This is a genomic window from Pseudoxanthomonas sp. Root630 (assembly GCF_001427585.1).
GTDB lineage: Bacteria > Pseudomonadota > Gammaproteobacteria > Xanthomonadales > Xanthomonadaceae > Pseudoxanthomonas_A.
Genome location: NZ_LMGY01000012.1, coordinates 462,771 through 479,448 on the forward strand (window position 1 = coordinate 462,771; position 16,678 = coordinate 479,448).

At 66.4% G+C, this 16,678-nt stretch carries 18 protein-coding genes; 14 read left to right on the plus strand and 4 right to left on the minus strand.

Annotated elements, in window-relative coordinates; genetic code table 11:
• The first annotated feature begins 42 nt into the window (after positions 1-42).
• The 7 genes from ASD72_RS08225 to ASD72_RS08255 are packed head-to-tail and all read left to right on the plus strand — an operon-like array spanning position 43 to position 6,901.
• Entirely contained in the window at positions 43-2,874 is a 2,832-nt protein-coding gene (locus ASD72_RS08225; protein WP_056879436.1) for a monovalent cation/H+ antiporter subunit A, read from the plus strand.
• A gap of 16 nt (positions 2,875-2,890) precedes the next feature.
• Positions 2,891-3,313, plus strand: coding sequence for a Na+/H+ antiporter subunit C (locus tag ASD72_RS08230; RefSeq protein WP_056879437.1), 423 nt, complete (start codon positions 2,891-2,893; stop codon positions 3,311-3,313).
• A complete protein-coding gene (locus tag ASD72_RS08235) occupies positions 3,310-4,875 on the plus strand; it encodes a monovalent cation/H+ antiporter subunit D (protein WP_056879438.1) in 1,566 nt (521 codons plus the stop codon). The genes ASD72_RS08230 and ASD72_RS08235 overlap by 4 nt, the downstream gene beginning before the upstream one ends.
• Before the next feature lie 2 nt (positions 4,876-4,877).
• Positions 4,878-5,378 carry a Na+/H+ antiporter subunit E gene (locus ASD72_RS08240; RefSeq protein ID WP_056879439.1) on the plus strand — a complete coding sequence of 167 codons (501 nt, stop codon included), beginning with the start codon at positions 4,878-4,880 and terminating at the stop codon, positions 5,376-5,378.
• A complete protein-coding gene (locus ASD72_RS08245; protein WP_056879440.1) occupies positions 5,375-5,659 on the plus strand; it encodes a K+/H+ antiporter subunit F in 285 nt (94 codons plus the stop codon). The genes ASD72_RS08240 and ASD72_RS08245 overlap by 4 nt, the downstream gene beginning before the upstream one ends.
• A complete protein-coding gene (locus ASD72_RS08250; protein WP_056879441.1) occupies positions 5,656-6,027 on the plus strand; it encodes a Na+/H+ antiporter subunit G in 372 nt (123 codons plus the stop codon). The genes ASD72_RS08245 and ASD72_RS08250 overlap by 4 nt, the downstream gene beginning before the upstream one ends.
• Complete coding sequence (locus ASD72_RS08255) at positions 6,020-6,901, plus strand: NAD-dependent epimerase/dehydratase family protein (protein WP_235577972.1); 882 nt, start codon at positions 6,020-6,022, stop codon at positions 6,899-6,901. Before ASD72_RS08250 ends, ASD72_RS08255 begins: the two co-directional genes overlap by 8 nt.
• Before the next feature lie 4 nt (positions 6,902-6,905).
• On the opposite strand, the gene ASD72_RS08260 is transcribed toward ASD72_RS08255, so the two are convergent.
• Both ASD72_RS08260 and ASD72_RS08265 read right to left on the minus strand, forming a co-directional pair.
• Positions 6,906-7,385 carry an Mpo1-like protein gene (locus ASD72_RS08260; protein ID WP_056879443.1) on the minus strand — a complete coding sequence of 160 codons (480 nt, stop codon included), beginning with the start codon at positions 7,383-7,385 and terminating at the stop codon, positions 6,906-6,908.
• 277 nt (positions 7,386-7,662) lie between these two features.
• Positions 7,663-8,589, minus strand: coding sequence for a phosphoribosylaminoimidazolesuccinocarboxamide synthase (locus tag ASD72_RS08265; protein WP_056879444.1), 927 nt, complete (start codon positions 8,587-8,589; stop codon positions 7,663-7,665).
• A 198-nt stretch (positions 8,590-8,787) separates the two neighbouring features.
• On the opposite strand from ASD72_RS08265, the gene ASD72_RS08270 reads away from it, so the two are divergent.
• From ASD72_RS08270 to ASD72_RS08295, 6 genes are all read left to right on the plus strand, one after another.
• Positions 8,788-9,117: a DnaJ domain-containing protein gene (locus tag ASD72_RS08270; protein WP_056879445.1), complete on the plus strand. Its 330-nt coding sequence runs from the start codon at positions 8,788-8,790 to the stop codon at positions 9,115-9,117.
• Positions 9,118-9,125: 8 nt separating this feature from the next.
• On the plus strand, positions 9,126-9,803 hold the full coding sequence (rpe, locus tag ASD72_RS08275; RefSeq protein ID WP_056879446.1) for a ribulose-phosphate 3-epimerase: 678 nt from the start codon (positions 9,126-9,128) through the stop codon (positions 9,801-9,803).
• Between the two features lie 282 nt (positions 9,804-10,085).
• A complete protein-coding gene (gene yegS, locus ASD72_RS08280) occupies positions 10,086-11,012 on the plus strand; it encodes a lipid kinase YegS (RefSeq protein ID WP_056879447.1) in 927 nt (308 codons plus the stop codon).
• A 157-nt stretch (positions 11,013-11,169) separates the two neighbouring features.
• The gene (trpE, locus tag ASD72_RS08285; RefSeq protein ID WP_056879448.1) at positions 11,170-12,657 is read left to right on the plus strand and encodes an anthranilate synthase component I; all 1,488 of its coding nucleotides are present in this window, start codon (positions 11,170-11,172) and stop codon (positions 12,655-12,657) included.
• The gene (locus tag ASD72_RS08290; RefSeq protein ID WP_056879449.1) at positions 12,657-13,748 is read left to right on the plus strand and encodes a beta-eliminating lyase-related protein; all 1,092 of its coding nucleotides are present in this window, start codon (positions 12,657-12,659) and stop codon (positions 13,746-13,748) included. Before trpE ends, ASD72_RS08290 begins: the two co-directional genes overlap by 1 nt.
• A gap of 182 nt (positions 13,749-13,930) precedes the next feature.
• The gene (locus ASD72_RS08295; protein ID WP_056879450.1) at positions 13,931-15,169 is read left to right on the plus strand and encodes an integrase arm-type DNA-binding domain-containing protein; all 1,239 of its coding nucleotides are present in this window, start codon (positions 13,931-13,933) and stop codon (positions 15,167-15,169) included.
• Between the two features lie 7 nt (positions 15,170-15,176).
• Here the strand turns inward: ASD72_RS08295 and ASD72_RS21485 are convergent, their stop codons facing one another.
• Entirely contained in the window at positions 15,177-15,410 is a 234-nt protein-coding gene (locus ASD72_RS21485) for a hypothetical protein (RefSeq protein ID WP_235577973.1), read from the minus strand.
• A 39-nt stretch (positions 15,411-15,449) separates the two neighbouring features.
• Complete coding sequence (locus tag ASD72_RS21310; protein ID WP_200948850.1) at positions 15,450-15,764, minus strand: hypothetical protein; 315 nt, start codon at positions 15,762-15,764, stop codon at positions 15,450-15,452.
• A 431-nt stretch (positions 15,765-16,195) separates the two neighbouring features.
• Here ASD72_RS21310 and ASD72_RS08305 point away from each other — a divergent pair, with 431 nt between their 5' ends.
• On the plus strand, positions 16,196-16,594 hold the full coding sequence (locus ASD72_RS08305) for a hypothetical protein (protein ID WP_056879451.1): 399 nt from the start codon (positions 16,196-16,198) through the stop codon (positions 16,592-16,594).
• Positions 16,595-16,678 lie beyond the last annotated feature (84 nt).

Below are 16,678 nucleotides of genomic sequence, written 5' to 3' on the forward strand. Positions count from 1 at the left end.
ATTGCTCGTGAATGACGCATTCCCTGCAACGCAAGGCGGTTGATGATCCCTTTTCTTGAAATCCTGCTGGCGCTGCCCTTCGTGCTCGCGCTGGTGGTGGCGCTGGCGCGCGGCCTTCCGCGCGGCGCGACCGCATGGCTGGCCGGGCTCGCACCGTTGCTGGGCCTCGTGCTGCTGGCGTGGATGACGCCGAGCGTGCTGCAGGGCTGGAACCTGCGCGCCGAGCATGCCTGGCTGCCGCAGATCGGGCTGGATTTCACCCTGCGCCTCGACGGATTGGCCTGGATGTTCGCCGGCCTGGTGCTGGCGATCGGCGCGCTGGTGGTGATCTATGCGCGCTACTACCTTAGCGAAAAGGACAGCGCGCCGCGCTTCTTCGCGAGCCTGCTGCTCTTCATGGGGTCGATGCTCGGCGTGGTGCTGGCCGGCAACCTGCTGTTGCTGGTGGTGTTCTGGGAGCTGACGAGCATCAGCTCCTTCCTGCTGATCGGCTTCTGGTCGCATCGCCAGGATGCGCGCGAGGGCGCGCGCATGGCGCTGGCCATCACCGGCGCCGGCGGTCTCGCGCTGCTCGGTGGCGTGCTGTTGATCGGGCGCATCGTCGGCAGCTACGACCTCGACGTGGTGCTGGCCTCGGGCGACCTGATCCGCGCCAGCGCGTTGTACCCCTGGGCACTGGCCCTGGTGCTGGCGGGCGTGTTCACCAAGAGCGCGCAGTTCCCGCTGCATTTCTGGCTACCGCATGCGATGGCGGCACCGACGCCGGTGTCGGCCTACCTGCATTCGGCCACGATGGTGAAGGCGGGCGTGTTCCTGCTCGCGCGACTGCATCCGGCGCTCGCGGGCACCGACCTGTTCTTCTATGTGGTGACCACGGTCGGTGCGCTGACGTTGCTGATCGGCGCGTGGTTCGCGATCTTCCAGCACGACCTCAAGGGCCTGCTGGCGTATTCCACCATCTCGCACCTGGGCCTGATCACGCTGCTGTTCGGCATTTCCACGCCGATGGCGGTGGTGGCCGGCGTGTTCCACATCCTCAACCACGCCACGTTCAAGGCCTCGTTGTTCATGGCCGCCGGCATCATCGACCACGAAACCGGCACCCGCGACATGCGGCGGTTGGGCAACCTGCGGCGGTCCATGCCATGGACCAGCGCCCTGGCCATCGTCGCGTCGCTTGCGATGGCCGGCATCCCACTGCTCAACGGCTTCCTGTCGAAGGAAATGTTCTTCGCCGAGGCCATCGACATCGGCGGGCACCGCGCGATGCGCGATGCGATCGCGGTGGCGGCACTGCTGTACGGCGTCTTCGGCGTGGCGTACAGCCTGCGCTTCGTCCATGAGACGTTCTTCGGAAAAGGCCCGCGCGCGCTGGACACCACGCCGCACGAGCCGCCGCGCTGGATGAAGATTCCGGTGGAAGTGCTGGTGGTGCTGTGCGTGGCGGTGGGCATGTTCCCCGCCTTCACCGTCGCGCCGGTGCTGAAGGCGGGTGCCGGCGCGATCCTCGGCCCTGCGATGCCCGAGTACAGTCTCGCTGTCTGGCATGGCATCAACACGCCCTTGCTGATGAGCCTGGCCGGCATCGCCGGTGGCGTGCTGCTGTATTCCGGCCTGCGGCGTTTGTTCGACCTGCACGCGATCGTGCGGCGCTCGCTCGGGCGGAATCTGTTCCGCTGGAACATGGAGGCGCTCTACGCGCTGGCGGGGCGCTTCACTGATCGTGTGGCCAATGGCAGCCTGCAGCGCAGCCTGCTGTTCCTCGTGCTCGCGGCGCTCGTCGCGGGCGCCGCACCCTTCATCGCGGGTGTTTCGCCCCCGCTGGCGTGGCGCGCGCCGCAACCGATGCCGTTGCTGGGCTGGCTGCTGTGGCTGGTGCTGGTGGTCTGCGCGGTCTACACCATCCGCCTGTACCGCCAGCGCCTGCTCGCGGTCATCGTGCTGGGCGGTGCCGGACTGGTGGTGAGCCTCACGTTCGTGTTCCTGTCGGCCCCCGATCTGGCGTTGACCCAGTTGATGGTGGAAATGGTCAGCCTGGTCCTGCTGCTGCTGGGCCTGCACTACCTGCCGCCGCGCTCTCCTCCCGAGCGTACGCCGCGGCGGCGCCTGCGCGACATCGTGGTGTCCCTGGCTGCCGGGTTGGGCATCGGCCTGCTGTCCTATGCCGTGATGACGCGTTCCGGCGACACGATCAGCGGCGAGATGCTGGCGCGGTCGCTGCCCGAGGCTTACGGCAGCAATGTGGTGAACGTGATCCTGGTGGATTTCCGTGGTTTCGACACCTTCGGCGAGATCACCGTGTTCGGCATCGCGGCATTGATCGTGCATGCGCTGCTGCGGCGTGCACGCATGGCGCCGGAGAAGGTGATGTCGGGCCCGCCCATCCCATTGCCCGTGCCGGCCGACCTGGCCCAGATCATGTTCCCGTTGACGCTGACGGTCTCCGTGTTCCTGTTCCTGCGCGGCCACAACGCGCCCGGCGGCGGCTTCATCGCCGGGCTGGTGCTGGCCGTGCCGCTGCTGGTGCAGTACGTCATCCAGGGCGCGGCATCGGTCGAATCGCGCTTCGGCTTCGACTACGTCAAGTGCATCGGCGTGGGCCTGATCGTCGCGGGCCTGAGCGGCGTGGCGTCGATGGGATTCGGCGTGCCGTTCCTGACCAGCGGCCACCTCGATCTCGACCTGCCGCTGATCGGCACCGTTCCGCTGGCCAGCGCGATCGGCTTCGACACCGGCGTCTATCTGGTGGTGTTCGGCGGCGCGATGCTGATCCTGTCGATGCTCGGCACGATCAAGCCTTCCCGCACGCGCGTCTCGCACCTGGGCGTGATGGAGCCGGGCGAGCGATCCACCCGCACCGGGGAGCTGCGTTGATGGGGAGTGCACGATAATGGAGCTTGCGATGGCGAGCGCGATCGGCATCCTGACCGCGGCGGGCGTGTACCTGCTGCTGCGCGCGCGCAGCTTCGACGTCATCCTCGGGCTGACGCTGCTGTCGTATGCGACCAACCTGCTGATCTTTTCCGGCGGCCGGCTGGTCCCGGGCAAGCCGCCGGTGCTGCGCAGCGGCGTACCGGCCGACCTGGCCCATTACACCGATCCGCTGCCGCAGGCGCTGGTGCTGACCGCCATCGTGATCGCCTTCGCGATGACGGCGGTCACCGTGGTGCTGGCCATCCGCAGCCGCGGCGACAACGACAGCGACCACGTGGACGGCCGCAAGGCCGAGCGCGACTTCCAGGCCGCCGAACAGCGGCGCCATGACGAAGCGCGCGACATCGCGAAGGCCGACGGCGCGGAGGAGGACGCATGAGCCACCTGCCCATCCTGCCGATCCTGATCCCGCTGTTCGCCGCGTCGATCGCGCTGTTCTTCGAACACCGGCGCTTCGGCATGGTGCCGCAGCGGATCGTGGCCTGGTTGTCGGTGGTGGCGATGCTGGGCGTGGCTGGCGTGCTGGTCGCGCAGGCGGCCACCGGCGAGGTGCAGGTCTACCTGCTGGGCGACTGGCCGGCGCGGCTGGGCATCGTGTTGATGGTCGACCGCCTGTCCGCGCTGATGGTGCTGGTGGGGCTGCTGCTCGGCGCAGCCTGCCTGCTGCACGCCAGCGCAGGCTGGGACCGGCGTGCGCCGCATTTCCATGCGTTCTTCCAGTTCCAGCTGATGGGTTTGAACGGCGCCTTTCTGACGGGCGACATCTTCAACCTGTTCGTGTTCTTCGAAGTGCTGCTGATCTCGTCGTACGGGTTGATGCTCAGCGGCGGCCGTGGCGAGCGCATGCGCGCGGGCCTGCATTACGTGACCGTCAACATCGCGGCCTCGACCCTGTTCCTGATCGCCCTGGGCCTGCTGTACGGGTTGCTGGGGTCGTTGAACATGGCCGAGCTGTCGGTGCGGGTGGCGCAGCTGCCGGCGGGCGATGTCGCGCTGGTGCAGGCGGCGGCCGGCCTGTTGTTCGTCGTCTTCTGCGCGAAGGCCGCGCTGCTGCCGATGTACTTCTGGTTGCCGGAAACCTACACGCATGCGCCGGCCGCGGTCGCGGGGCTGTTCGCGATCATGACCAAGGTCGGCCTGTACGCCGTGCTGCGGCTGGGCACCCTCACGTTCGGCGCGGCGGGGCCGCTCGCAGGTTTCGCCTGGCCAGCACTGCTCGCGCTCGGCGCCGCCACGCTGGTGCTCGCCTCGCTCGGCGTGCTGGCGGCCAACCGGCTGCGCGCGTTGGCGGCGTATCTCGTGCTGGGTTCGGCGGCGACGCTGTTCGTCGCGTTCTCCCTGCACACCGCGGGCACCGTGAGTGCTGGTCTGTACTACCTCGTGCACAGCAGTTTCGCCGGCGCGGCGCTGTTCCTGCTGGCGGACCTGATCCGCCGTCGTCGCGGAGGTGCCAGCGACCGCAAGGATGTCATCGCCGCGCTGCCGGGCAAGACTGTGCCGGGCCTGCTGTTCCTGGTCGCCGCGGTCTCGCTGGCAGGCTTGCCGCCGTTGTCGGGCTTCATCGGCAAGCTGCTGTTGCTGGGGGCCGTGCCGGAGGGTCCACGCACCTTCTGGGTCTGGTTGCTGGTGCTCGGCACCAGCTTCCTGATGCTGGTGGGCCTGGCGCGTGCCGGCACGCGCCTGTTCTGGCGCACCGAACCCTGGCCGGATGCCAGTGCGGAAACGCGCGCGGCGTTCACGCCCGCCGGCGACCTGGCGCATGCGCCATCACGCCCGCTTGAAACCGCCGCCATCGTGCTGCTGCTCGGCTACGGCGTGGCGATGGTACTGGCGGCGTCGCCACTGCTCGACTACACACAGGCCGCCGCGTCCCAGCTGCAGTCGCCCGGCGATTACGTGCAACAGGTGCGTGCCGCGATGCCCACGTTGAGGGAGCCCTGAGCATGGTCGCGAGCTGGCGCAAGCGCTGGTTGCCGTCGCTGCCGCTGAGCGCGACGGTATTCTGTTTCTGGTTGCTGATGAACGACGAGATCAGCGCCGGCCAGGTGGTGATGGCGACGGTGCTTGCGCTGGTCATCCCGCCGTTCGCGGCACGCCTCGATCGCGAGTTCGCGCGCATCGGCCGGTTGCGCAGCGTGCCGCGCATGCTGGGCGTGCTGGCGCTGGACATCGTGCAGGCCAACATCACCGTTGCGCTGCAGGTGCTGGGGCCCGAGCGGAAGATCCATCCCGGGTTCATCTGGGTGCCGTTGGATATCGCCAACATCCACGGCATCGCCGCGCTCACCAGCATCATCACGCTGACGCCGGGCACGGTGTCGTCGGCCCTGTCGGAGGATCGGCGCCACCTGCTGGTGCACGTGCTCAACCTGGACGATGCCGATGAAGTGATCCGGCAGATCAAGACGCGCTACGAAGCGCCGCTGATGGAGATATTCCCATGACCCCGCAAGCCCTGGTGATGTACGCGATCGTCGGCGCGATGCATGTCGTCGGGGTCGCCATGTTGCTGGCGCTGTTCCGGCTGGTGCGCGGCCCGAGCGTGCCCGACCGTATCCTCGCGCTGGATACCCTGTTCGTCGCGACGATCGCGGAGCTGATGCTGTTCGGCATGTACCTGGGCACGGCGGTCTATTTCGAAGCGGCCCTGATCATCGCGATGCTCGGCTTCGTCGGCACGGTGGTGCTGAGCAAGTACGTGCTGCGCCGGGACATCGTCGAATGAGCTGGGTCTTCGCCATCCTGCTGGTGTTGCTGCTGGCCGTGGGGAGCTTCTTCATCCTCGTGGGCTCCTTCAGCCTGGTGAAGTTGTCGGAGTTCTTCAAGCGATTGCACGGACCGACCAAGGCGAGCACGCTGGGCGTGGGTTGCGTGCTGATCGCATCGATCGGCTACCACGCGCTGTCGGGCACCGACCCTCAGCCGCGCGAGTTGCTGATCACCGCGTTCCTCTTCATCACCGCACCGATCAGCGCGCACCTGATGGCGAAGGCCGCGTTGTCGCTGCACATGGCGGAACGGCCGCCGATGCCGGGCGGCGAACCGCCGCGCCCCATCGATGCGGTCGACGATGGCGCCCGCCCGGATGCCTGATACACCTTCGCGCACAGCGCTGGTGTTCGGCGCCAGCGGCCAGATCGGCGAGGCGCTGCTGGCGTGTCTTGCGGGCGGGGGGTGGCAGGTGTTCGCGGTGTCGCGCAGCCCGCGCCCGTCGTCTACCGGGATCGTCTGGTTGAAGGGCGACTTCGACGGTATCGAAGGATTGCCTGCGACGGTAGACGTCATTTTCAGCACCGGGCCGCTGGATGGCTTCGCGCAGTGGTACGCGCGTGGCGATGTCGTGGCATCGCGCGTGGTCGCGTTCGGTTCCACCAGCCTCGATACGAAACAGACCTCCGGCGACGCTTACGAGCGTGACATCGTCGCGCGCCTGCAGGCGGCGGAGCGGACGGTATTCGAGACCGCCTCCGCGCGTGGTGCGGCGGCGACGCTGCTGCGGCCCACGCTGGTCTACGGTGCGGGACGGGACCAGACGCTGGCGCGCATCGCCGCGATGGCAAGGCGCATGGGCTTCTTCGTACTGCCGCGCGGTGCGAATGGAAAGCGTCAGCCGGTGCACGTGGACGATCTGGCGCATGCCGCGCTCGCGGTGGTGGACGCATCCGCCACGCACGGCCAGGCGTATGCGCTGCCGGGCGGCGAAACGCTCGCGTATCGCGAGATGGTGGCGCGCACACTGGCGGCGCTGTCGCCACCGGTGCGGCTGTGGGACATCCCGATGCCGGTGTTCCGCGCCGTGCTGGGCATCGCGCGGATGGCGGGCGTGATGCGTGGACTCACGGATGATGCCGTGGCCCGCATGCGCGAGGATCTGGTGTTCGATGCGACGCCAGCGCGCCGTGATTTCGGTTATGCGCCGCGCGCCTTCGTGGCCGACGCGCGCGCGCTGGGCGAGGGCGGCCGCTAGCCGCTCAGTACTTCCAGCCCATCTTCCGGTAGAACTTGCTGAGCACCCACACCGGCCCGATCAGCAGGTAGGTGAGGTCGGTCAGGAAGCTGGGTTTCTTGCCCTCGATCTTGTGGCCGATGAACTGGGCGATCCACGCCACCACGAACACCGTCACCGCGAGGAAGAACAGCTTCTGCAGCCCGAGCAGGCTTTCCAGCCAGCGGGTCAGCCAAGCCATCGCGATGAAGATCGCCAGCATGCCGAAGCCCAGCGGACGCGAGAGTTTGTAGTAGTACATCCACGCGCCGAACATCGCCAACGCCGCCCACATGCCGGACTTCACCCAGGTGCCGAACACCGGGATGCACCACAGCAGTGCGACCACCGTCCACAGGATCATCGGCACGGCAAAGACGTGGATCAGCTGGTTGGTGTCGTTCTGGTGGTCGCCGGAATAACTGGCGAACCATCGGTCCACCGGGCGTTGCGCAGTCGCGTTCATTCATCCCTCCCGAGGATGGCAATGCGGCAGGGTATGGAGCATACCCCAGCCCGACGGGGTATGCCGGGACGCCCGTCGGCCGCCGCGCGCCCTGTAGGAGCGGCTTCAGCCGCGACCGCACGACAGAAGAAAACGGGGGAACACGGGTCCACGCGGATGAACACGGATAAAGCTCTTGGGCTTTGACCCGCTTTGTCCGCGTGGATCCGTGTCAAACCGCCGTTTCAAGGCTTTTCCGGTTCGCGGTCGCGGCTGAAGCCGCTCCTGCAACGGTCGGTCACTCGACGATGATGCCGGCGAGCTTCTGCAGCGCTTCCGCGTACTTGGCGCGGGTGCGCTCGATGACCTCGGCCGGCAGCGACGGGCCGGGCGCGGTCTTGTTCCAGTCCAGCGTTTCCAGGTAGTCGCGCACGAACTGCTTGTCGTAGCTGGGTGGGCTGGTGCCGACCTCGTACTGGTCCGCAGGCCAGTAGCGCGAGGAATCCGGCGTCAGCATCTCGTCCATGATGTACAGGCGGCCGTCTTCGTCGGTGCCGAATTCGAACTTGGTATCCGCCAGCAGGATGCCGCGCTCGGCCGCGAAATCGGCGGCGAAGCGGTAGATGCGCAGGGTGGCGTCGCGCACGCGCTCGGCCAGTTCGGCGCCGACGGTCTTCACCATGGCGTCGAAGTCGATGTTCTCGTCATGGTCGCCGACGGCGGCCTTGGTCGAGGGGGTGAAGATCGGCTCGGCCAGCTTCTCGGCCTGGCGCAGGCCGTCGGGCAGTTCGATGCCGCTGACCTTGCCGGTGCGCTGGTAGTCCTTCCAGCCGCTGCCGATCAGGTAGCCGCGCGCGATGGCTTCCACCGGCACGGGCTTGAGCTTCTTCGTCACCACCGCGCGCTTGGCGTACAGCGAGGCGTCCACGCCGGCCGGCAGCACGCTGGCGACATCGATGCCGGTCAGGTGGTTCGGCATCAGGTGCGCGGTCTTGGCGAACCAGAAGTTGGAGATCTGGCAGAGCATCTCGCCCTTGCCGGGAATGGGGTCGGGCAGCACCACGTCGAACGCGCTCAGGCGATCGGTGGCGACCATCAACAGGCAGTCGCCGGCGGGGGCGTCGGCAGGCAGGCGGTCGCGGGGCAGGTCGAACACGTCGCGGACCTTGCCGCGATGGCGCAGGGTGAGGCCGGGCAGATCGGATTGAAGCAACGTCGTGGGCACAAACACTCCTTGGGGAGTCCGGAAACCAGCGAGGCATACAGCGTCGTGGGGGCGTGCGGCAGGCCGTGCGCCCGTGCCCCGGGGCGGCCGTCTACCCGCGGGTGGCGGGGCCGGGTACCGGACCGGGCCGCGTAGTGTACGGCGCTTGGAGCCCGTGTGTGCCGTAAAATGGCGCGATTGCCGGAGAAGGCGGGCCGAATGAAGCGCTGGTACGGAAAACTGCTGGGATTCGTGGCCGGTTGGCTGCTGATGCGCCACCCGTTGGGCGGGCTGGTGGGCCTGATCATCGGCCATGCCTTCGATGAGGACTGGTTCAAGCTCAGCCGCGACAACCCGTACCGCGTGTTCGACCTGACCAGCGACGCCAGCGATGCGGAGGTCGACCAGGCCTATCGCCGGCTGATTTCCCAGTACCACCCCGACAAGATGGCCGGCGCCGCGGAAGACCTGCGCCGCCAGGCCGAACAGAAGGCCGGCGAGATCAACGCCGCCTACGACCGCATCAAGACCCTGCGCAAGCGCAAGTGAGCCCCGCCATGTCGAACTGCATCATCGCCCCGTCCATCCTGTCCGCGAACTTCGCCCGCCTGGGCGAGGAAGTCGACAACGTGCTGAAGGCCGGCGCCGACTGGGTGCATTTCGACGTGATGGACAACCATTACGTGCCCAACCTGACCATCGGTCCGCTGGTGTGCAGTGCGCTGCGCAAGCATGGCGTCACCGCGCCGATCGACGTGCATCTGATGGTGGAGCCGGTGGACCGCATCATCCCGGACTTCGCCGAGGCCGGCGCCAGCATCATCAGCTTCCACCCGGAAGCCTCGAAGCACGTGCACCGCACGATCCAGCTGATCAAGTCGCTGGGCTGCAAGGCCGGCCTGGTACTCAATCCGGGTACGCCGGTCGACGTGCTCGACTGGGTGCTGCCGGAACTGGACCTGGTGCTGCTGATGTCGGTGAACCCGGGCTTCGGCGGGCAGGCCTTCATTCCGTCGGCGCTGGACAAGCTGCGTGCCGTGCGCGCGATGATCGACAAGACCGGCAAGGACATCCGCCTGGAGATCGACGGCGGCGTGAAGGCGGACAACATCGGCCAGATCGCGGCGGCGGGTGCGGACGCCTTCGTCGCGGGCTCGGCGATCTTCAACGCGCCGGACTACAAGGACGTGATCGATCGCATGCGCACCGCGGTGGCCGAAGCGCGCGGCGCCTGAAAAGCAGAAGGGCGATGGCCTGCGCCACCGCCCTGGAAGAATTGGAGGCTGATCCTGCCTCCGCCCGTCGTCCCTGCTATGGCCTTCCACACTACGCACCGTCTGTGACGGGGGCGTGACAGCGCTTATGCCGTTGTAGGAGCGACGTGAGTCGCGACCGCGGAGGCTGAGCGTCCATGTCCTTGGATCACGCGATTCATTCGCCCTGAGGGCGTGCGGTCGCGACTCACGTCGCTCCTACAGGAGAGGCGCTAAGCTCGCGTTGTCCACGAAGGAACCCCCATGCCCCCACCCCGCTGGCGTCTGATCCTCAATGGAAAATCCGCCGGCGACGAGGCCCTGCGTGAAGCGGTGAGCGAGCTGCGCGGGGCCGGCATCACGCTCGACGTGCGCGTCACCTGGGAAGACGGCGATGCCGAGCGCTATGTCGCCGAGGCCATCGCCGACGGCGTGGACACGGTGATCGCCGCAGGCGGCGACGGCACACTCAGCGAAGTGGCGACCACGCTCGCCCATCGGGACGAGCCGGCCGACGTGCTGCCCTCGCTGGGCCTGGTGCCGATGGGCACGGCGAATGATTTCGCCACGGCGGCGGGCATTCCGGACGCACCCCTGGCCGCCCTGCACCTGGTCCGCGATGCCATGCCGGCTCCCGTGGATCTCCTCCGCATCGACGCCGACGACGGCCCGCACTGGTGCGCGAACCTGGCCAGCGGCGGCTTCGGCACCGAGGTCACCGTGGAGACGGACGAAGGGCTCAAGAAGATGCTCGGCGGGCTGGCCTACCTGATCACCGGCATCGCCAAGCTGGGCCGCATAGAACCGATGGCGGCGCGCATCAAAGGCCCGGATTTCGACTGGCAGGGCGACTTCATCGCGCTCGGTCTCGGCAACGGGCGGCAGGCGGGCGGTGGACAGGCCTTGTGCCCGGATGCGCGGATCGATGATGGCCAGCTCGACCTGACCATCGTCCCGGAACTCTCGGGCGACGTCGCGGCGACTGTCGGTACGCTGATCAAGGACGGCAAGCACGCGGCCCTGGACCGGGTCGCCGTGCGTGCGCGGCTGGCGTCGGTGGAACTGAGCGCCGACGCGCCGATGACCCTCAACCTGGATGGCGAGCCGGTGCAGTCGCGGCGGTTCCATGTGGCCTGCGTGCCTGGCCGGGTCCGCATGCACCTGCCGGCCGACTGCCCCTTGCGGGGGTGAGCCGGCACCGGCTGGCCGGTGGGGTCGGGCATCGGGTAGAGTAGGGCCGTGTCCCACCCCACGCGCCCGCTTTCCAAACTTTCCGCACGCCGCAGCTGGCGATGGTGGCCCGTAGCCGTCGCCCGCCCTGCCACCGCGTCCCGGAAGGAAAGCCCGCTTGATCTCGCACGACCAGTTCCAGCAGTTCGCTGCTGAAGGCCATACCCTCGGCTCCTACAATCGTGTTCCTGTCGTCCGTGAAGTGCTGTCCGACCTGGACACGCCGCTTTCGGTCTACCTGAAACTCGCCGACGCGCCGCATACCTACCTGTTCGAATCGGTGGAAGGCGGCGAGCGTTTCGGCCGCTATTCCATCATCGGCCTGCCGGTGCGCCGCGTGGTCACTTTCCATGGCCATCGCCTGCAGATCCGTGACCACGGCCAGCTGGTGGAGTCGCGCGATGTGGACGACCCCTTCGCCGAAGTCGAAGCGCTGCGCACGGCGTACTCGGTGCCGCGCCTGCCGGGCCTGCCCGGGTTCACCGGGGGTCTGGTCGGCTGGTTCGGCTTCGAGTGCATCGGCTACATCGAGCCGCGCTTGGCTACCGGCGACAAGCCGGACGAACTCGGTACGCCCGACATCCTGTTGATGCTGTCGGAGGAAGTCGCGGTCTTCGACAACCTCAAGGGCCGGCTCTACCTGATCGTGCATGCCGATCCGCGCGAAGCCGGCGCATGGGAAGCGGCTCAGTCGCGGCTGGATGCGCTGACCACCAAGCTGCGCCAGCCGGGTTCGTATCCCACGCCGATCACCCGCGACGTGCTGGACGAGAGCCACTTCGTGTCCGGCTTCACCCATGACGGCTTCATCGCTGCGGTGGAACAGTCGAAGGAATACATCCGTGCCGGCGACATCTTCCAGGTGGTGCTGAGCCAGCGCTTGAGCGTGCCGTTCAATGCGCGTCCGGTGGATGTCTACCGCGCGCTGCGTGCGCTGAATCCCTCGCCGTACATGTACTTCCTCGATGTCGGCGATGTGCAGGTGGTGGGTTCGTCGCCCGAAATCCTGGTGCGCCTGGAGCAGGGCGAAGTCACCGTCCGCCCGATCGCCGGCACACGCCCGCGCGGGAAGACCCACGACGAAGACATCGCGCTGGAAGCCGAGCTGCTCGCCGACCCGAAGGAGCGCGCCGAGCACCTGATGCTGATCGACCTGGGCCGCAACGACACCGGCCGCGTGTCGGAAGCCGGTACGGTGCAGGTGGGTGAGCAGTTCGTCATCGAGCGCTACAGCCACGTGATGCACATCGTCAGCGAAGTCACCGGCAAGCTGCTGCCCGGCCTGAGCTACGCCGACGTCCTGCGCGCGACGTTCCCCGCCGGCACGGTCAGCGGTGCGCCGAAGATCCGCGCGCTGGAAGTGATCCGCGAACTGGAACCGATCAAGCGCAACGTCTACGCCGGCAGCATCGGCTACATCGGTTGGCATGGCGATGCCGATACCGCCATCGCCATCCGCACCGCCGTCATCAAGGACGGCCGCCTGCACGTGCAGGCGGGCGCGGGCATCGTCTACGACTCCGACCCCGAGAAGGAATGGGACGAGACGATGAACAAGGGCCGCGCGCTGTTCCGCGCCGTCGCGGAAGCGGCGAAAGGGTTGTGATGGAGATCGCGACCGACAACGCCAGGATCAGCCTGCGCAACGACTACAGCGAGGGCGCGCACCCGCGCCTGCTGCAGGCGCTGGCGGTGGCGAGCGCGGAGATCAATCGCGGTTACGGGCTGGATGTTCACAGTGCCCGTGCTGCCGCGCTGATCCGTGAGCGCCTCGGCCGCGACGCCGACATCCACTTCCTCGCCGGTGGCACCCAGACGAATCTCGTTGCGCTGGCGGCCTTCCTGCGCCCGCACGAAGCAGTGATCGCGCCGGCCAGCGGCCATATCGCCACGCACGAAACCGGTGCGATCGAGGCCGGTGGCCACAAGGTGCTGACGGTCGCCACACTGGACGGCAAACTGAGTCCCGGACTGATCCAGCCCTGCCTGGACGGTCACGGCAGCGAACACATGGTGAAGCCGCGGCTGGTCTACATCTCCAACACCACCGAGTGGGGCACGCTCTACAGTGCGGCCGAACTGCAGGCACTCGGCGTGTTCTGCCGCGATCGCGACCTCCTGCTCTACATCGACGGTGCGCGCCTCGCCTCCGCACTCACGACGCCCGGCAACGATGTCGACCTGGCGCTGCTGTCGACGGAGGCCGATGCCTTCTACATCGGCGGCACCAAGAACGGTGCCCTGCTCGGCGAGGCGCTGGTCATCGTGAATCCCGCGCTGCGCACCGACTTCCGTCACGTCATCAAGCAGCGCGGCGCGATGCTGGCCAAGGGCATGGTGGTCGGCGCGCAGTTCGAAGCCTTGTTCGAAGACGGCCTGTATTTCGTGCTGGCGACGCATGCGAATGCCATGGCGGCGCGCTTGCGGGACATCCTGCAGCAGGCCGGTGTGCCGCTGGCCGTCGACTCGCCCAGCAATCAGCTGTTCCCGGTGCTGCCGGGCGCGCTGGTCGAGCGCCTCCAACAGTACGTGGAGTTCGAAACCTGGGAACGTCGCGGCGACGGCACCACGGTGATCCGGCTGATGACGTCGTGGGCGACGCCGGAATCCGACATCGAGGCGTTCGCCGCGACCTTTTCCGCGCTTTATCCCGAGGGCCCGGCCGCGACGGCCGCCTCGCAGGCACAAGGAGCCTGAGCGATGCTGTTGATGATCGACAACTAGCATCGCCATCCAAGGGCGTCCAGAATAGTCCAGCGACAGGCTATAAATATTTCAAAAACAGCAATTTAGCGTACAAGTTTGTCCGTAGTTGTCCATGGCAAGCCAGAAGAAATGCGGGTATCGTTGCGGGTATCGAGAGCCCGATACCCGCACACATGCCCCTTACCGACGCGCGAATTCGAACAACCAAGCCAGGGGGCAAGCCCCTCAAGCTCGCAGACGGTGGGGGCCTCTTTCTGGAGGTCCGTCCCAGTGGCAAGAAGCTTTGGCGGTACCGGTACCGCATCGCCGACAAGGAGAATCTCTTCGCGATCGGCGAGTACCCAGAGGTGTCGTTGGCAGCGGCCCGGGTCGAGCACGACAAAGCCCGCAGCCTGGTCAAGCAAGGGATTCATCCGTCCCACAACAGGCAGGTTGAACGGTTGTCCACCCAGTTGGCCAACGCCAATACGTTCGAGGCGGTCGCAAACGAGTGGATCTCGAAGAAGGCTAGTCGTTGGACGCCCTACTACCAGCGTCAGGTGGAGAGCTTCCTGGGGGCGGATGTCTACCCCTACATCGGCAAGCTGCCGATTCGCAGCGTTACGGCAGCACACCTTCTGGAAATCATCCGACGAATCGAAGAGCGAGGAGCTGCAACCGTCGCGTTGTTAGTGCGTCAGTGGTCCTCGGCAATCTTTCGTTATGCAGTTGCTACCTTGCGTGCTGACAGTGACCCTGCGGCGGCGCTGCGGGGTGCCATCCACCGCCCGAAGGTTGAACACCGCAAGCCCCTGACCAAAGGTCAGATCAAGGACTTCATTGGGGCGCTGGACAAGTACGGTGGATACCGGACCACGGTGATCGCGCTGCATCTGCTCCTGCTGACATTCGTCCGTACGGTCGAACTCCGGAAAGCACTCTGGTCAGAGTTTGACTTGGACAACGCGGAATGGCGCATACCCGCCGAGCGCATGAAGATGCGTGAGCCGCACATCGTGCCGTTGTCAAAGCAGGCGGTTGAACTGTTGCGGGAGTTACACACGCATACGGGAGGGAGGGGGATGCTCTTCCCGAACTACCGTCGCCCGAAGGACTGCATGACCGCGACCACCTTGAACCGAGCGCTTGAGCGAATGGGCTTCAATGGCAAAGACAGCATTGGATTTTCAGCGCACGGGTTCAGAGCCACCGCATCTACCTTGTTAAATGAGATGGGCTATCGTTCCGATGTCATCGAGCGGCAATTGGCACATGCTGAGCGCGACAAGGTGCGCGCCAGCTACAACCATGCGGAGTATATGGCTGAACGTAAGGCAATGATGCAGGCTTGGGCGGACTACCTTGACGCGTTGGTGCGGGATGAACATTTGGGTTCACCCCCGTTTTCGCGAACAACCTCGGACCGGACCTAGCGGTGGGCTAGAAGTCCTCCAAATGCACGATGCCTTCTTCGTCTACCCACCAACCGCGCGAGGGCTTGCTTTGCCCATCGTGGGCACGAGGACTTTGGTCCTTCGCCGCCGCGCCTCCCACCCGGCGCCAGGCACGTTCGATGTAATCGCCGTCGCGCGCAGGTTCGGTGCATAAACGGCGCGGGTCCGGCTTGATCCCCACGCGCCCAAGATCCAGCCGGTCGGCATCCCAGCAGGTCATCACCGTGGGGTCGGCTTCCAGATGCCCGTCACTATGCCCTTAGCACGCCGCGACCAGCAGTGCCAGCGCAGATCGATCGAGCTCGAATCGATGCCTTGCGTGCAGCCAACAGGCGTAGTCTGCGGCGCGGTGGCCGTGCTCAGGGTCGGTGTATTCATTCTGCCGCTGCGAGTCGTGTAGAAATGCGAACAGTTCGACCACCCGCAGGTCCGCGCCAACAGCTCGGCCGACGTACAGGCCATGACGGTACACCCTCGCCCAATGCGGGAAGCCGTGGTGCCCAGCCCAGTCTAGGCGGAACTGACGACGAATTTCGGTCAACAAGTCGGGCTTCATGACACGGGGGTGCTTCATGTCGGGACTCAGCATCAATGGGGCCACCATTGGACAGTGCCACGCTTGCCGGCCGGTGACCAATAACCCTCTGTACCTGTTTGGCCCGTCGGCGTGGACTCAACGCCGACGAGCGCCACCATATCAACGCTGCTGGGTGCTCTCTGATTGCGGAAGGGTTCGTCTGATGACGCGTGCACCGCGCGGCTCCACGGGGAGCTGGCAGCGCCGAACCACACCCTGCTATCCGCCTTCGCTGTTGCGGGAATGGATTATGGTGTGCCGCCCGTGGTCGCCGTTGGCGGATAGTTGTCTGGGCGTGCGTAGCGCAAAGCGCGAGCGCGGGTAATTTGGAATAGTGGGAAGTTGCCATGAACGTTCCCAGTCGGAACCTGATTGAGGGTGGGACTGTCCGCAGTCCCGGCCTGCGGATTTCACTCGGGGAAGATCCCTTGGACGACATTCGCGCACTTAACGATACCCTCATAGGCTCGATTGAGGGTTCCGGGATTATTTCAGTTGACCAGGCCGACATCGACATGGCCCTGGCGTTTGGTGGTGAGCTGCAAGTTGTCTATGCCACCGGGTTGACCCCGGACGTTGCTGCAAGGGCAGTCATCGCCATGCTCCACGCGCGGCGGCCATTACATTCAGCCCCTGCGCTTGCGGCCTGCTGCGTCCATATCAGGATGCCTTTAGCGGCAGGCATCGATCACGTTGACCAGGTTGTGGCGACCCTCGAGTCAAGCCACCCGGTGGTTGTAAGCGACCAGACCCTGGTTGTACTTTCGGCCCAGCAGGAGGCTAGGAGCGACGTACTCGTGCGATTGGTGACGATTCAAGGCGAGTGATTGGAGACGCCGTCTCTGCGCTGTCGTTTGTGAATCTGCGGCGTGCCACGGGTGTTGAAGGTTGACGTGTGGTTGCAACCGGGG

Coding starts and splice junctions, on each gene's coding strand:
- ASD72_RS08260 (WP_056879443.1), bottom strand. CDS start 7,385: ATGAACGCGACTGCGCAACGCCCGGTGGACCGATGGTTCGCCAGTTAT.
- ASD72_RS08235 (WP_056879438.1), top strand. CDS start 3,310: ATGAGCCACCTGCCCATCCTGCCGATCCTGATCCCGCTGTTCGCCGCG.
- yegS (WP_056879447.1), top strand. CDS start 10,086: ATGCCCCCACCCCGCTGGCGTCTGATCCTCAATGGAAAATCCGCCGGC.
- ASD72_RS08230 (WP_056879437.1), top strand. CDS start 2,891: ATGGAGCTTGCGATGGCGAGCGCGATCGGCATCCTGACCGCGGCGGGC.
- ASD72_RS21485 (WP_235577973.1), bottom strand. CDS start 15,410: ATGACCTGCTGGGATGCCGACCGGCTGGATCTTGGGCGCGTGGGGATC.
- ASD72_RS08250 (WP_056879441.1), top strand. CDS start 5,656: ATGAGCTGGGTCTTCGCCATCCTGCTGGTGTTGCTGCTGGCCGTGGGG.
- ASD72_RS08225 (WP_056879436.1), top strand. CDS start 43: ATGATCCCTTTTCTTGAAATCCTGCTGGCGCTGCCCTTCGTGCTCGCG.
- ASD72_RS08270 (WP_056879445.1), top strand. CDS start 8,788: ATGAAGCGCTGGTACGGAAAACTGCTGGGATTCGTGGCCGGTTGGCTG.
- ASD72_RS08255 (WP_235577972.1), top strand. CDS start 6,020: ATGCCTGATACACCTTCGCGCACAGCGCTGGTGTTCGGCGCCAGCGGC.
- ASD72_RS08245 (WP_056879440.1), top strand. CDS start 5,375: ATGACCCCGCAAGCCCTGGTGATGTACGCGATCGTCGGCGCGATGCAT.
- rpe (WP_056879446.1), top strand. CDS start 9,126: ATGTCGAACTGCATCATCGCCCCGTCCATCCTGTCCGCGAACTTCGCC.
- ASD72_RS08240 (WP_056879439.1), top strand. CDS start 4,878: ATGGTCGCGAGCTGGCGCAAGCGCTGGTTGCCGTCGCTGCCGCTGAGC.
- ASD72_RS08295 (WP_056879450.1), top strand. CDS start 13,931: ATGCCCCTTACCGACGCGCGAATTCGAACAACCAAGCCAGGGGGCAAG.
- ASD72_RS08290 (WP_056879449.1), top strand. CDS start 12,657: ATGGAGATCGCGACCGACAACGCCAGGATCAGCCTGCGCAACGACTAC.
- ASD72_RS21310 (WP_200948850.1), bottom strand. CDS start 15,764: ATGAAGCACCCCCGTGTCATGAAGCCCGACTTGTTGACCGAAATTCGT.